Genomic DNA, 14964 nt, shown 5'->3' with positions numbered 1-14964 from the left:
AATAGATATGCAGAACAAATTCGCCCCCTCGCAGGTTTTTCTCCATTGGCTGACATTTCTGCTGGTCGTCACCGCGTATTGCACCATGGAATTTCGCGGGTTGGCGACGCGAGGTTCCTGGCAGGGGTTTGCTATGATCATTGGTCATTTCAGCGCGGGAAGTTGCGTGCTGGTGCTGATGCTGTCGCGTGTATTATTGCGTTTTCGCCATCGCAGCCCAGCCATCGTGCCCAAACCGCCGCACTGGCAAACCGGGCTGGCGCATCTGATGCATCTGGCGCTGTATCTGTTTTTTATCGTGCTGCCGATTCTCGGCATTGTGTCGCGTTTCTATCTTGGCCGAACCTGGTGGTTGTTTGGCATCCCGATGCCCGTCAGCAGCGATCCCGATCCTGATTTCTCGGATACCCTCAGTGGCTGGCATGAAACCCTCGCCCCTTACGGTTACTGGCTGGTGGGCTTACACGTTGCCGCCGCGCTGGTGCATCATTACCTGATCAAAGACAACACCCTGCTGCGTATGATGCCCGCACGTCGTTCACGTTGACTGGCCGCGCCCGGCAACCTGACTGGCCGGGCGTCCAAAGTAGCGTTGAAACGCCACGCTGAAATTGCGTGGATGCTGATACCCCACCTGCCACGCCGCCTGGGCGACCTGATACCCTTCCTCCAGCAACTGATGCGCCTTCTGCATGCGTAACGCCAGTAATTTCTCTCCGGGGGTACAGCCGAAATGCTGCTGGAAGCCTTTCTTGAGCTGGTAATCACTGAGTCCGACAGCCAACGCCAGCGTTGCAAGGGTAAAGGGTTCCGCCAGATGGGTTAGCATCCAGCTATGCGCCTGCTCAACGCGTTCAAGATCCTGGGGATGGCGTTTTTTTTGCGGAACAGCCTGCGGTTGCAACTGATGACGATGCAGCGCCAGCAAATTTAACGCCTGGATTTCACGCAGCAGTGGATCGGTCGGCACGTTATTAAGTTGGGCGGCAGTGGCGCCACCAAAAGGGCTGAACAGATGACGTTTCAGTTGCGGCTGGTGCAGCAACATTTCTGCCGTCTCGGCTCCCAGATAACGTTGCGCGCTGTCGGCGTTGAGCACCAGACGGAGCTGCTGTACCCGCTCACCGGCCCGATAAAGGCGTTCGCCGCTGCTGTGCTGAAAGCTGGTGACGGTAAGATGCCCGGCGTTAAACAGCACTTCACAGCCGCTATCGGCACGAAACCGCGAACTGCCACACAAGCCAAAGGTCAGCACCAACTGGGGGAACGAACTTCCAGGGCGCGAAACTTCGGCCAGCGCGGCGAGAGGTTGATAGTCGGACTGCACCAGCCGCATGCCACCAGACAGCGTGAACTGACGCGAGCGAAAAATACCAATACCGGGTTGATGTTCAACCCAGGGCGTGTCGTCGCCGTTTGGCTGGTTTTGCATGCTTTCGCCCTCGCGCAGAGTCAAATCACCGTTTTGCAGACCAACGAGCATAAATGTCTGCTGTCTGAAACGCTAGTCTGTTGCTATCACCTTCGCTCTGGAGACAGCCATGACATCCCCGTTACCTTTTCTCGATAACCTGCTGGCACAACATGCCCTGAGTGGCGCTGTGGCGCTGGCGTTTGAACAGCGATTATTCGATTTCCTGACCCGGCAGGCGGATGCCACGCAGGTGGCAAATCATTTTGGCTGGCAACCCGAACCGGTGGAGCACTGGCTGCGCCTGCTGTGGAGCGGGGAATTGTTGCAGCGCCGTGGGGCGGAATACCACACGCCGCAAACAGCACAACCGTATCTGTGCCATAGCGGAACACGTTATATCGGTGACGCCTGGCATTATCGTCAGCAACTGTTGCAGCAGTTTGCCCGCAAACTGCCTGACTTGCTGAAGCGCAGCACCCCCGGCTGGCAGGACCCGCTGGAGATTGAAACTGCCTGGGCTGATGCAGCGATGAGCCAGATTGCCCAGGAGCAGCGGGCACTGAGCGGCGCGACCGCCTGCGCCATTGCCAGCACGCTGGCTGATTTTCAGCGTCCGGCGCGCCTGCTGGACATGGGCGGCGGGCCAGGCCTGATCACCCTGGCGTTGGCTGAGCGTTTCCCGCAGCTGTCCGGTGTGGTGCTTGATCTGCCCAAAACCGCCACGGTGGCTCAGCAAAATATTGAACGTGCCGGATTAGGCGGGCGCTTTAGCGCCTGTTCACAACTGGCGGAAAGCGAGCAGGTCGACATTATCTGGTGCTCCTCCTTGTTGTATTTTGTCGAGGATCGCCAGGCGATGTTGCAGCAGTTGTACCGCCGCCTGAAACCGGGAGGACTGTTGATCAGTGCGCATGCCGAGGTGCCTGCTGACCCGGTGGAAGCACGTCAGGTGCTACCGTTCTTCACACCATTGATGATGCGAGGTTACACCGTCACGCTGCAAGGCACGTTGAGCGGGGAATTACAGCAGGCGGGCTTTATCATTGAGGCGATTCAACGGATGCAACCCTTCCCGATGTCGCCGCTTGATATCCATCTGGCGCGCAAAGCGAGAATCTAAATGTGTAGCGGCGCGATAAATCGCGTGGTGTATCAGGCACTTTGATGGCCTGTTTAAACCCGCGCGATAAATCGCGCCGCTACAACACGCATCAGGCGAGATGAAAACGTCCGACGGTCTGGGCCAGTTGCGCAGCCTGATCTTCCAGCGAACTGGCGGCAGCCGACATCTGCTGCACCAGCGCGGCGTTCTGCTGGGTGGTGCCATCCATCTCATTGACCGCGATAGTGACCTGGCTGATCCCGCGCGCCTGCTCATCCGACGCGGTGACAATTTCGCCGATAATGGTGCGCACCGAATGCACCGCCTGGGTCATCTCCTGCATGGTTTTCCCGGCATCACGCACCAACTGCACACCGCTGTCGACACGCTGGCTGGACTCCTCAATCAACGCGGCAATCTCTTTCACCGCATTGGCGCTGCGCTGCGCCAGGTTACGCACTTCAGAAGCCACCACCGCAAAACCGCGCCCCTGCTCGCCGGCCCGCGCCGCTTCTACCGCGGCGTTCAGCGCCAGGATATTGGTCTGGAAAGCGATGCTGTTGATGATGGCGGTGATGTCGCCAATCTTTTTCGCGCTATCGTCAATTTGCGCCATAGTCTGCACCACTTCACCGACCAGCGCCTCACCACGGCTGGCAATGTGCGTCGCGTTGTCGGTCAGGGTGGTCGCCTGATGCGCATTGGCGGCGTTATGTTTCACCGTCGCGGTAATCTGCTCCATGCTGGCAGCGGTCTGCTCGAGGGCAGCGGCCTGTTGTTCCGTACGTGACGCCAGATTCAGGTTACCGCTGGCAATTTCACCCGCCCCCTGGCGCACCGAGGCGCTGGCATCCTGGATCTGGCCAACGATATCGCGCAGCTGGTCCTGCATGGTATTCAGCGCATAGAACAGGCTGCTGGTATCGCGGTTTTTCACGGCAATCGCGTTATCCAGTTTGCCATCCGCCACAGCCAGCGCGATGGTGGCGGCTTCCAGCGGCTCGCCGCCAATCGGTTTCAACACCTTGCGGCTAAACAGGATACCCAGCAAAGCGCTGACCAACAGGATGCTGATGACCATCAGCACGATGGCGTTGATCAATTGGCGATTGGCTGCTGCCATCACTTCGCTGACCGGGGCCACCACACCGAGATACCATTTCTGATCGCTGTTGCCGATGACGATCGGCTGCCAGGTCATGAGGGCATTTTCACCGAGAATGGCGTCATGCCCCTCACTGACGGCGCTGCTGAAGTGGTTGGTATTACCTTTCCACGCTTTGGTGGTCTGGCTTTTATCCGGGTAAGAAACCACATTCCCGGCACTGGAGAGCAGCATGGCGTAGCCCGTGCCTTCCCAGGGTTTGATTTTATTCACCCGGTCCTGCAATGACGCCAGCGAAATATCGGACGTCACCACGCCCCAGAGTTTGCCCTGGCTGACAATCGGAGCCGCAACTGAGGTGAGCAGCGTCGGCACGCCATTGTAGGCGTAGCTGTAAGGCTCAATCAGCGTGTCTTTCTGGCTTTTCTGCGGCAGCAAATAATAGTCACCCTGGCCTGGTGTAAAAATCGAGGTGAGCGGATGCATGGCGAAATTGCCGGACTGATCGCGGTCAACAAACCAGGCATAGCGGCCTTTCGGAGCCTGTCCTGCCTGACTGGCAAACTCGGCATCACGCCCGTCAAAGGCGTTCTCTTCCATAATCACCGAGACAGAAAGGTAGCTGGGATTGTCACGCAGCGTAGATTCCATCATCTTGTCGATGACTTTTCGATCCTGCACACCCGCGCCCGGCAGCGCGATAATGCTGTGACCGAGGTTATGCGCCACATCACGCGCATAGCTGAGATCCTGCTGGATTTGCAGCGCCTGGCTCTGCGCTATCTGTTGCAGATAATTTTCGGCCAGGGATTTTTGTTCGTGGCTGGATTGCCAGTTAAGCACACCAATGGTGACGGTAAAGCCAAGGGTAATGGTTAAGGCACCCGTCAGCAGCATTTGCGTGCGGGTACTCATCTTCTTCTTATCAGACAGTCGTTTGGCCATGCTGGCGCTCCTGGGGTCGACACTTTTTCGGTAAAAAGAACCACTCCCTGTGCTCTCACATTCCTTCAGGTAATCTATCGGCGCGTTGAGGGGGAACTTGATGGGTCAGCAGGTCTGATCAGTAAGTGAGCAGCATGGTAGCAATGAAGTTAAAACACCGGTGGTTAAATTTACATCATCATTGTACAATGAATGGGTCAACTCGAAGGAATAAAACATGCGTACCATAACTTATAGTGAAGCCAGACAGCATCTTTCGGAAACGATGATGAAAACGGTAGAGGATCGTGCCCCCATTTTGATCACCCGTCAGAATGGCGACGACTGTGTCTTGATGTCGTTGGAAGAATACAATTCATTGGAAGAAACAGCCTATCTTCTGCGTTCACCCGCCAATGCCAAACGATTGATGAACTCGATTGAGAGCTTGCGTAATGGAAACACCATTGAAAAGGATATTGATGAGTGAAATTAACATGGTCGCAGGAAGCGTGGGATGACTATCTCTACTGGCAGGATACAGACAAAAGAATGGTCAAAAAAATCAATGAACTCATCAAAGACGCCAAAAGAACGCCTTTTGAGGGTAAAGGAAAACCAGAACCCTTAAAGCATAATTTGGCAGGATTCTGGTCACGAAGAATCACGGAAGAACATCGTTTAGTCTATGCAGTGAACGAGGGAGCACTTTTAATTGCCGCCTGTCGTTATCACTACTGACGTTCAAGGCCAGGCATACGCCCGGCCCCGGCCATTTATTTAAAACTCTCACTCGCCGCTTTCGCGATGGCGATCTCATTCGGGTTAGCCGAACCGCTCACGCCCACCGCACCCAGCGTGTTACCGCGCCACTCCACCGGTGAGCCGCCGCCCAGCGGGATCACGCCCGGCAGTGTGGCAATAGCGGGTTCTTTACCGTTGGCACGATCCATATATTTGTCGGTCGGGGTGCGATACAGCGCCGCAGCGCGTCCTTTCAGGATCGACGAATCGATACAACCAACCGGCGCATTGTCCATACGCTGAAATGCCAGCAATTCCCCGGATTGATCCAGTACCGCGATGCAGACGTTGGCATTCAGTGCGTGCGCTTTTTCCTGCGCAGCTGCAATCAGCTTCTGTGCATCCGCCTGCGTCAGGATGGTTTGGGTGGTGACAGCCTGGGCACCCGCTGCACTAAACAGGGCAGCACTCAGCAGCGCCAGAGACAGGATCTTTTTCATTTCAATCACTCCATAATAAGGGAGCCAGATCGCGGCTCCCGGAAGTTAACCGCGTCGACGACGCAGGATATAAACCAACCACAGCAGTACCACCAGCACGATAACAGCGCCAGCAATAGTTAGAGGTTGCGCATAGCGAATCAGCCAGCTGCCGCTTTCCCCGTGCAACGTTTGCCGCACGTCATCGGTGGAAATAGTGTGTTGCGGATTACCAAAGTTGGTGGAGACATAATTCGCCACCTTCGCCAGTTGTGCCTGACTGAACTGGGTGCGGAACTCCGGCATAAAGGCGTGACCTGCCGGGGTTTGACGGTCCACCCCTTCGGCGATAGTCATGATCAGGTTGGCCGGATCACTGGAAAGCACCGCAGAGGAACCCACCAGCGACGGGTAAAAACGCTGAGCATCATGCGTACCGCGACCATCACTGGCGTGGCAGGTGGCGCAGGCACCGTTATACAACTGCGCACCGCTCATGGCATCCGCCGAAACGTAATCGTTGATGTCGTCTTTCATCCCGGTTTCGATTGCCGACAGCGGCGTGCTGGCGGGCGCCACAGCAGGGGCTTTGCGATCGCTTCCGCCAATCGCGGGCACCTGTTTCAGGTAGCGGGCAATGGCCTGGAGATCGCTGTCATCGAGTTTTGAGAATGAATTCTGCACCGCCGTCCCCATCTCGCCCGCGGCAATCGCTTTGCCATGCAGCGCGCCGGTACGCAGGTAGGTTTCAATTTCCGCTTCGCTCCAGTCACCAATCCCGGCCTGTGCATCTGGCGTGATATTCGGCGCACTCCAGCTACCCACCTTCCCACCGGACAGGAAACGATCGCCCTGCTCCGCCATCATGCTGTTGCGCGGCGTATGGCAGGTGGAACAGTGCGCCAGAGTCCGTACCAGATACTCGCCGCGTTCGGCGCTACCTGGTGCGGCCGTACTCCCCGGCACCGCGCTTTTATCGAGGAACATCAGGTTCCACATCGCCATAACCGGACGGAAAGAGAACGGGAATGGCAGATGGGTTTCCGGTGCCGGATGGTCATCCGCGGGCACGCCCAACATCAGGTACGAGTAAAGCGCATGGATGTCATCATCTGACATGCCAGCAAACGCGGTGTACGGCATCGCCGGATAAAGATAATGATTACCCGGCGCTTTCCCTTCACGCATCACTGCGGTGAAATCCGCCAGGCTATAACCACCAATCCCGGCGCTTTTCGATGGCGTGATGTTCGAGCCGTAAATCATCCCCATCGGCGACTGTATGGCGTAACCACCAGAAAAAGGTTTACCGCTCTCCGGATTGCGATGGCAGGCGGAGCAGTCTCCGGCAATCGCCAGATATTCGCCGCGTTTGACCAGATCCGGTGAGGCGTCCTGCGCCAGACTCAGGCTGCTGACCAGCAGCAGGCTGGTGAGGCTGAACAACTGATGTAAGCGCATCGTTCACACCTCCCTGGCAATGGTCGCCGCCATGCGGATCGCCAGTGCGATGCCGGTCAGCGTCGGGTTAACGGTCGCCGACGTCGGCATCACGCCGGTGGTGGCGAGGAACAAGTTGGGGTGATCCCAGCTACGACAATCGGCGTCAACCACCGAGTCCTTGCGGTTATCGCCCATAATGGTGGTGCCCATAATGTGGTACTGGTTACGCCAGCCGGTCGGCGCTTCAATCACTTCACCGTTAAACGCCTGCAAAAAGTTGGCAAAATCCTTGTATGCCTGCGGTCGCATGCCACGCACATAACTGTCGAGGTGATAATTGACCTTCAGCATTGGCAGGCCAATCGAATCTTTGCGATCGTAATTCGGCACCACACGGTTGGTCGGGCTGGGTAGCGTTTCACTCATGGTGCTGATGTTCATTATGCGTGAAGCGCGATCGCGGATTGCGTCATCCAATGCCTGGCCCATCATGCCCTGCTTCAACAACGGCACCGTGACATCGACGTTGGGCACCAGATTACGCAGTGAGTAACGAATGGCAGAATGCTGCGCGCGACTCGCTTCATCGCGACGATTGGCGATAGTGCCGTGCTGCACCGAACCACGACCGGTCCACAGTGGTTCATCGGCGAGGAAGGTCAGACTCAACCCGGTGTGATCCATCAGGTTGCGGCCCACCTGATCCGAACTGTTGGCGACGTCGTTCATCAACAGCAGCTTCGGTGTTTCCAGCCCGTGGGCGGCAACGATAAACACTTTGGCGGTCAACCGGCTGTCCTTGCCATCCGGCTTACGCCAGGTCAATGCGACAATTTTATTGCCTGCGCCCTTCTCCAGCTTCCAGGCCACCGCTTCGGTGATCAGTTTGACCCCCAGCGCCACCGCTTTGTCCACATGCATATCGCCGGAATACATGGCACCAATCGGGCAGATTGGTTCGCAGTTGTTATTACCGGCGCAAGCCGGACGACCATCATAGGGACGAGAGACACGGGCGTGCGGTTCATGCACCACCTGGTAGCCCATCGGCCCCAGTTTGGCCTGCATGCGCTGCACCATATACGGTTTTGCCTCGGGCGGCAGCGGATACGCCGCTGAACGTGGTGGATAGTGACCGCGTCCCTGGCCGCTCTGATCCTCTTCGCCGGTACCGACCACACCAATTTCACGTTCGGCTTGCAGGTACCAGGGTTCCAGCTCGCTGTATTCAAACGGCCAGTCACGACCCACGCCGTAAACGCTTTTTAGTTTGAAATCATTGGGTAACAAACGCCAGCAGGCAGAGGCCCAGTGGCGGGTACTGCCTCCGGCGACGCGCAGGTAGCTGGTGACATACTCGAAATCATCATCCCCTTTGGCATCGATATAGCCTTCGGTGTAGGAGTTGGGCGCCCACGGCAGATTGGGATACGGTGCGCACCAGTTCCGCTTGCTGGCGCCGTTGCGGTAATTCTCCACCACTTTCCAGCGCGGGATATAGGGTCCAGCTTCCAGCATAATCACCGACTTACCAGCTTTCGCCAGTTGGTAAGCGGCATTGGCGCCGAGGGCGCCCGAGCCGATGATCACCACATCAGCATCAAATTCGCTCATTTTGTCTTCCTGCTCACGTTCTTGTTATGTGTTGTTGTGCTGCGCCAGTAACGCCTCGGCTTCCACGAGGGTCTTGGCTTTGCCCTGAATCATCAGCAGCCAGGGGGCTTCCGGTTCTTTGATGGTGCTGGCGGCCAGCGGCGAGCGATCGCCCCAGGCACGAATTTCCGCAGGCATGGTCGGTGCGGTAACGCCGGGCGGGACTTCAGCCCAGTAATCTCCTCCGGCGCGCGCATAAGTAGGACGAATAGTGTGATCCTTCGTCGGTTCATACATTAACGCCGACAGGAAGGTCACAAAGTGCGCGTCATCCACCGCTTTGGTGGTGGAAGGATGGCCGGTGTAGCCGAGATACCACGGCGAAATTATCATCAGCGCGGTTTTCACTTCGTCATCGCTTAATTGGGCGACGATCTGCTCACGGTCTTCGCTGTGCAGCGCATTCAGACGCGCCATCAGGCTGGCGAGCTGCGCGGGAAACGTGCTGTCCTGTTGGCACAACAGCGTCCACAAGCGTTCGGTAATCCCGATATCCAGGCCGCGACGTCCGGTCAGCAGTTCACTGGCGCGCAGCAGCAGCGCCGCGCTGCTGTCTGTCGGAGCGGCCAGCAGTGGCTGCATGGGGATGGCAACAATCACCGGCGTCGCCATCATCAGTTTTAAAAAGTGTCGTCTTTCCATCGTCAGTTTCTCGCGCTAGCCCGCACTCAGGGCCGACAACGCCCCTTTGGCCGCTTCAGCATCAACGTTACCATCCGGGGTACTGACGCCAATCGCGCCAACCACCACGCCATTCAGTTTGACCGGCTCACCGCCAGGCAACGGCACCACCGCCGGGTTACCCAGCATTCCGATATTTCCGGCGGCGATCTTCTGCTGGAAACTGGCGGTAGGCACACCAAATGCGGCAGCGGAATGGGCCTTCTTCGGTGCCAGTTCGCTATTTGCCAGGGTTGCGCCATCAAGACGGTCAAAGCTGATCAACTGGCCAAAGGGATCAACCACCGCCACCACGCCGCCAATCTGGTGGCTGCGGATGATTTGTTCGGCTTTGTTCACCAGCGCCTGAGCCTGCTGGTGGGTAAGTACGGATACCTGGTTAACCGGTTGGGCAGCCTGCGCAGCGGCACAGAACAACCCGGTACACAGCAGTGCGCCTGGAATCAGTTTCATGGTGTAGTCCTGAATTAATGGGTTAGAGGGGATTAACTATTAAGCGTGCTCAGCGACGTGCGAGACGGCGTTGAATCAGATGATCGAGGCTCCATTTGCCGCCCCCGTGCAGACACAGCAGCAAGAACGCAGCCGCACAGGAGATGTTTTTCAGCCACACCATCAGATGCGCATGGCTGTAGCCTTGATAGAACAGAAAACCGGCAACCACCGAGAAAACCGCCATAAAAATCGCGGTGAAACGGGTGAGGAAACCAAGGGCGATCGCCGCGCCACCGCCCACTTCCAGCAGGATCACCAACGGCAGGAAGAAACCCGGCACATGGTTGTCGGCCATCAGTTGCAGGTTGTCACTGTAGTGCGAAATCTTGTCCAGACCGGAGGTAAAAAACAGACCCACGGCCATCACCCGGACGAGGACAGAAACGAAATCTTTGGACTGATTCATGATGTAACCATTCTGATATGTAGTTGTTAACGAACCAGACAGTACATTTTAAATCTTTACTAACTTTTACCAATTTGTGCGGCTGAAAAAGCTGCTGCTTTTTTGCGCGAGCGCGCGGGTGGCACAATTTTGCCCACGGGGAAGTAAGAAATTGTTTCTTTTGTTACAGATGCTTGAGGGCATAGTTTGAAGCCGATCACACTATGAACTCAGGGTTAAGGTTGAGGGTGCGTGGTTACGTAACAGCGTCATCAGAAGCGTTGCCGCGCGATCATCCAGCAAAAATGGTTATCCACTGTGCCTCTGCCGGTGTCACCAAAAAGTAAACAAGTTGTTAATGCAGTATGGCGACGCGTTTGCCGGGTTTTTACCCAAAGCCAGGAGCAGAAAAAGTGGCATAAATTCCTGTCAGGAATGAATTGATAACTAACACAGAATATTTTTTATCGGTTTCCGATGCCAGGATGACGCTAAACCCTATCGGAGAACCATCATGACTTACCGCTTTCTCGTGACCACCACGAGCCTCGGCCAGGGAGGCCGTACGTTACTCGCTGACGCAAAATGCACCGTGGATTACCTGGATAACGCCAACGATGCGGCGGAAGTTGAACGCCGCATGAGCAGCGTGCCCTATGACGCGGTGATTTCGCGTACCGTTGAGCTGAGCGCCAAAGCGATAGCCGCCTGTCCGACGCTGAAAATCATCTGCAAACATGGTGTTGGTGTCACCAATATCGATGTCGATGCCGCTACGCAGCACGGCATTCCGGTACTCACCACGCCAGCTACCAATGCGCAATCCGTGGCTGAACTGACGCTGGCGTTGATGCTCAACTGCGCGCGCCGCCTGCCATTTTTCCAGCAGGAGGTGGCCGCCGGACGCTGGACGCGCAGCGGTGATGGTGAAGAGTTGCAGGGCAAAACCCTCGGCCTGGTGGGCTTTGGTGAAATTGGTCGTCGAGTCGCCCGTGTGGCGCGCGCCGTGGGGATGAATGTGGCCTTTTTCGACCCGGCCCTTGCCGCCGACGCGGATGTAGCAGACGCGCAGCGTTGTACATCGCTGGATCAACTGCTGCCGCTGGCGGATGTACTGAGCCTGCACTGCCCGGTGACACCGAAAACCCGCCAGATGATCAATGCACATTCGCTCGCCCTGTTGCCACCAGGCGCAATCCTGATCAACACCGCACGCGGTGAGTTGGTGGATGAAGCGGCGTTGGCAAGCGCACTACAAAACGGACAACTGCGGGCCGCCGCACTGGATACCGTAGCGGAGGAGCCACTGGCTGCCGATCACCCGTTCCGTACCCTCCCGAATCTGATTATCACCCCACACATCGGCGGATCGACCCCACAAGCGCTGGACGCGGTGGCGCAAAGCGCAGCACGCCAGTGCCTGGCCTGGCTCGATAATCAACACATTTACCTTCCCGCCTGCGTGAATCCGCAGGTGCTTAACCGGAGTTAACTTATGACGATGCGAAGTGACTGGCCGATTGGCTATTTTATTGGCGAACGCGGCCCACAGATTGATGACGCGACACTGGCGGCATTCCGCCAACTGCCGGTCCCCAATATTGGCGACTCGATGGGCCGTAGCGTCGGCGCGCTGGGCCTGACGGCCTATCACAACGATCCGCAACTGGTGCTGTGTGGCCCGGCCTTGACGGTGAAGGTACGTCCGGGCGATAACCTGATGATCCACAAAGCGATCGAGCTGGCTCAGCCCGGTGATGTGATTGTGGTGGATGGATCCGGCGATCTTACTCAGGCACTGATTGGCGGCCTGATGCGCACCTCAGCGGTGGCGAAGAAAATCGCCGGTTTTGTCATTGACGGTGCGGTGCGCGACCTCAACGAATGGGCCGAAGGTGGCGTGGCCGTGTGGGCGCGCGGTAATACCCTGCGTGGTCCCTCTAAAGACGGTCCGGGTGAAGTCAACACCACGGTGCACTGCGCCGGTCTGGTGGTATCACCTGGCGACTTGATCGTGGCTGATGCCGATGGCGTGATTGCCATCCCGCATGACGAGCTGAGCGTGCTGCTGCCGCGCGTGCAACAACATGCGCAGCGTGAAGAGAAGATCCGCGCCAGCAATATGACAGGGACCAACGATCCTGAGCGCTTTAACGCGATCTTACGCGCCAAAGGTTGCCCGTTATAACGTCCTGATTGACCGATCGCGGCGCGATAAACCGCGCCGCTACACCTGCACGAACATTATAAAAACGGGAGTACCCTACCGTGCTTAAGAAAATTTCACTGAGCGAGTCGTTACCGCCGCCGATCACCTGGCGTGATAACTTCACACCAGAAGAAGGGAAAGCCTTTGGCGCGCAGCTCTCCGCGCGACTGGAGCGGTTACCTGCCGCACGTCCGTTATGGCTGATCATTTTCGCACTGGCGCTGGGTGGCTGGTTTGAAGTCTATGATGTGTTTCTCACCGCTTATGTCGGACCAGGTATGGTGCGTGAAGGGATCTTCACCCACGGCAGCCATAACTTTTTCGATCCCAGCAGTCTTGGTGCCTTTGTGGCCGCAATGTTCCTCGGCGTGTTTCTCGGTACCCTGTTGATTGCTAACCTTGCCGATCGCATGGGTCGACGTAAGGTATTTATTATCGCGCTGCTGGTGTACGCCATTGCCAGCGGCATTATGGCGTTTCAGCATCATCCTTATGCCATCGTGTTCTGGCGCATTGTCTCCGGGATTGGTGTCGGTGCGGAGCTGGTCACTATCGATGCCTACGTTTCGGAGTTTATTCCTGCCCGTCTGCGTGGTCGCTCCTACGCCTTTGTCCAGGCGATTCAGTACACCTCGATTCCCACCATCGCCTTTTTATCCTGGCAACTGGTGCCGCTGGCGCCATTCGGCCTGACCGGCTGGCGCTGGGTGGTGTTGTTTGGCTGTATCGGCGCGGTGGTGGTCTGGCTGATCCGTATGGGCCTGCCGGAAAGCCCACGCTGGCTGGTCGAACAGGGGCGCTACAAGGAAGCGGAAGATATTGTGCGACGTCTGGAAGCGCGCGTGGCGAAATCCACCGGCGCGGTTCTGCCGCCAGTAGAGATGGCAGAGTTGAAACCGGTAGAGCACGTCCCGGTCATTAAAAATGAGATGTGGCGTCCCCCTTACCGTCGCCGCACCATCATGCTGCTGGTGTTTAACTTCTTTCAGTCGATTGGCTACTACGGGTTTGCCAGTTGGATCCCTACGCTGCTGGCGGCGAAAGGCGTAACCTTTACCCACAGCCTGATGTACTCGTTCCTGATTGCTTTCGCCAGTCCACTGGGGCCGCTGCTGGCAATGACCTTCGCCGATCGCATCGAACGTAAATGGCTGGTGAGCGGTTCAGCGCTGGCGATTGCGCTGGTTGGCACCGTTTTCTCATGGCAGTCGCAGCCGGTAATGTTGGTGACCCTTGGCTTGTTGCTGTCGCTCGCCAGTACCTGCATGACCTTCTCCTATCGCGCCTATCAGGCTGAGCTGTTTCCGACGCGTTTTCGTGCCAAAGCCATTGGTATGGTTTATTCAGTCAGCCGGATCAGCGGCATGTTGTCTGGCTTTACTATCGCCTGGGTACTGCATGAGATGGGGGTGGGTTCGGTGTTTATGGTGATCTCGATTGCGATGGCAATCGTGGTGTTTACCATTGGCATTTTTGGCCCGCGAACCCTCAATCGCCGTCTGGAGGAGATCAACACCTGACACGGCGTGGTGGCAAAAGCTGCGCAAATTGTCTGATTTGATCGCAATTAAAACATCAAGGGGATACTTGCATCCCCTTTTTTGATCCAGCGCAATAACCTCCCCCGCGTCTCCTGTCAGCTTATTCCTCACAGGGTCTTCACACCCACATAACAAGAGGATACGAAGATGACAACTAAAGTGACTTTGGCAGGCGTGTTAGTGGTATGGCTGGTCTATGTCGCGTGGATGGTGCATTACTACGCGGGCACCTTTTCGTTGTTTACGCATTGATGACAGCGATAACGCACACTCCGTATCGGCGCAATAAATCGCGCCGATACATCTTTGATTTTTTTGGAGAGGATTAAAGAAATTTACATCTTTTTTATTATTCCATGATTATAAATATATTAACCTTCTAAAAATACGAATAATCTCATTAGCTTCCCCCCTCCAGAGATAATAGGAATTGAAAATATAAAAAATGCAGTTATCATGCTTCCTCTGCTAATTAAGCTATCTCATCTGAATAAGGAAGTTTATGAAAAGCATAAGCACTGAGCAAACAAAAGGAAATCATCGAGATCTGGTGAGAAAAATTATTAAATGCATTTCAGTCGTATTAGCCATATTCTTTGGTGCTTATCTTCTCAATGGTGCTGGAGTTGCATTTCCAAGCTGGTTCGCTGCTCCGACAGCGATCGCAAAATTTATAGTGATGATAATTGTATTAACATCACTTGTAAAAACAATGATTTTAATCGCGAACTTTTTATATAACTGGATAGGGACACCAAAGGATCGCTAAAATCCAATCAGCATCACGTA

Annotated in this window: 16 protein-coding genes; 8 read left to right on the top strand and 8 right to left on the bottom strand. The window is 56.0% G+C overall.

All coding sequences use genetic code 11. The annotated features are described in order from the left end of the window. Nucleotides 1-7 precede the first annotated feature (7 nt). A complete protein-coding gene (cybB, locus tag AC6I8R_RS21680; RefSeq protein WP_415175510.1) occupies nucleotides 8-547 on the top strand; it encodes a cytochrome b561 in 540 nt (179 codons plus the stop codon). On the opposite strand, the gene AC6I8R_RS21675 is transcribed toward cybB, so the two are convergent. Then, nucleotides 539-1483, bottom strand: coding sequence for a helix-turn-helix domain-containing protein (locus tag AC6I8R_RS21675; RefSeq protein WP_497832885.1), 945 nt, complete (start codon nucleotides 1481-1483; stop codon nucleotides 539-541). The two genes, cybB and AC6I8R_RS21675, sit on opposite strands and share 9 nt — an antisense overlap. Nucleotides 1484-1541: 58 nt before the next feature. Here AC6I8R_RS21675 and AC6I8R_RS21670 point away from each other — a divergent pair, with 58 nt between their 5' ends. Then, nucleotides 1542-2534, top strand: coding sequence for a class I SAM-dependent methyltransferase (locus AC6I8R_RS21670; protein ID WP_497832884.1), 993 nt, complete (start codon nucleotides 1542-1544; stop codon nucleotides 2532-2534). A gap of 91 nt (nucleotides 2535-2625) precedes the next feature. On the opposite strand, the gene AC6I8R_RS21665 is transcribed toward AC6I8R_RS21670, so the two are convergent. Beyond that, nucleotides 2626-4566, bottom strand: coding sequence for a methyl-accepting chemotaxis protein (locus AC6I8R_RS21665; protein WP_415175513.1), 1941 nt, complete (start codon nucleotides 4564-4566; stop codon nucleotides 2626-2628). 217 nt (nucleotides 4567-4783) lie between these two features. On the opposite strand from AC6I8R_RS21665, the gene yefM reads away from it, so the two are divergent. Next, nucleotides 4784-5035: a YoeB-YefM toxin-antitoxin system antitoxin YefM gene (yefM, locus tag AC6I8R_RS21660; RefSeq protein ID WP_208726458.1), complete on the top strand. Its 252-nt coding sequence runs from the start codon at nucleotides 4784-4786 to the stop codon at nucleotides 5033-5035. After that, on the top strand, nucleotides 5032-5286 hold the full coding sequence (locus AC6I8R_RS21655) for a Txe/YoeB family addiction module toxin (RefSeq protein WP_415175514.1): 255 nt from the start codon (nucleotides 5032-5034) through the stop codon (nucleotides 5284-5286). Before yefM ends, AC6I8R_RS21655 begins: the two co-directional genes overlap by 4 nt. 35 nt (nucleotides 5287-5321) lie before the next feature. On the opposite strand, the gene AC6I8R_RS21650 is transcribed toward AC6I8R_RS21655, so the two are convergent. From AC6I8R_RS21650 to AC6I8R_RS21625, 6 genes are read right to left on the bottom strand one after another with little or no spacing between them, the layout of a single operon-like run. Further along, on the bottom strand, nucleotides 5322-5789 hold the full coding sequence (locus AC6I8R_RS21650) for a GlcG/HbpS family heme-binding protein (protein WP_208726454.1): 468 nt from the start codon (nucleotides 5787-5789) through the stop codon (nucleotides 5322-5324). A 45-nt stretch (nucleotides 5790-5834) separates the two neighbouring features. Then, nucleotides 5835-7229 carry a c-type cytochrome gene (locus AC6I8R_RS21645; RefSeq protein WP_497832883.1) on the bottom strand — a complete coding sequence of 465 codons (1395 nt, stop codon included), beginning with the start codon at nucleotides 7227-7229 and terminating at the stop codon, nucleotides 5835-5837. Nucleotides 7230-7232: 3 nt separating this feature from the next. Further along, nucleotides 7233-8825 carry a GMC family oxidoreductase gene (locus tag AC6I8R_RS21640; RefSeq protein ID WP_497832882.1) on the bottom strand — a complete coding sequence of 531 codons (1593 nt, stop codon included), beginning with the start codon at nucleotides 8823-8825 and terminating at the stop codon, nucleotides 7233-7235. A 24-nt stretch (nucleotides 8826-8849) separates the two neighbouring features. After that, a complete protein-coding gene (locus AC6I8R_RS21635) occupies nucleotides 8850-9506 on the bottom strand; it encodes a sugar dehydrogenase complex small subunit (RefSeq protein WP_208726448.1) in 657 nt (218 codons plus the stop codon). Between the two features lie 15 nt (nucleotides 9507-9521). Then, nucleotides 9522-9998, bottom strand: a complete 477-nt coding sequence (locus AC6I8R_RS21630) for a GlcG/HbpS family heme-binding protein (RefSeq protein ID WP_208726446.1) — start codon at nucleotides 9996-9998, stop codon at nucleotides 9522-9524. Between the two features lie 49 nt (nucleotides 9999-10047). Then, nucleotides 10048-10446: a DoxX family protein gene (locus AC6I8R_RS21625; RefSeq protein ID WP_208726444.1), complete on the bottom strand. Its 399-nt coding sequence runs from the start codon at nucleotides 10444-10446 to the stop codon at nucleotides 10048-10050. Between the two features lie 493 nt (nucleotides 10447-10939). Between AC6I8R_RS21625 and AC6I8R_RS21620 the strand changes: the two genes are divergently transcribed. The 4 genes from AC6I8R_RS21620 to AC6I8R_RS21605 all read left to right on the top strand — a co-directional run bounded on the left by AC6I8R_RS21620 (nucleotide 10940) and on the right by AC6I8R_RS21605 (nucleotide 14944). Then, complete coding sequence (locus tag AC6I8R_RS21620) at nucleotides 10940-11917, top strand: hydroxyacid dehydrogenase (protein WP_497832881.1); 978 nt, start codon at nucleotides 10940-10942, stop codon at nucleotides 11915-11917. 3 nt (nucleotides 11918-11920) lie between these two features. Next, on the top strand, nucleotides 11921-12613 hold the full coding sequence (locus tag AC6I8R_RS21615; RefSeq protein ID WP_497831090.1) for an RraA family protein: 693 nt from the start codon (nucleotides 11921-11923) through the stop codon (nucleotides 12611-12613). Between the two features lie 80 nt (nucleotides 12614-12693). Beyond that, nucleotides 12694-14154 (top strand): MFS transporter, encoded by a 1461-nt coding sequence (locus tag AC6I8R_RS21610; RefSeq protein ID WP_415175519.1) that lies wholly within the window; start codon nucleotides 12694-12696, stop codon nucleotides 14152-14154. 523 nt (nucleotides 14155-14677) lie between these two features. Beyond that, nucleotides 14678-14944 (top strand): hypothetical protein, encoded by a 267-nt coding sequence (locus AC6I8R_RS21605; RefSeq protein WP_415175520.1) that lies wholly within the window; start codon nucleotides 14678-14680, stop codon nucleotides 14942-14944. The last annotated feature ends 20 nt before the right edge of the window (nucleotides 14945-14964 follow it).

The organism is Pantoea sp. X-Soil-OKNW-713, assembly GCF_059730685.1.
This window is presented reverse-complemented; position numbering and strand designations above follow the sequence as displayed.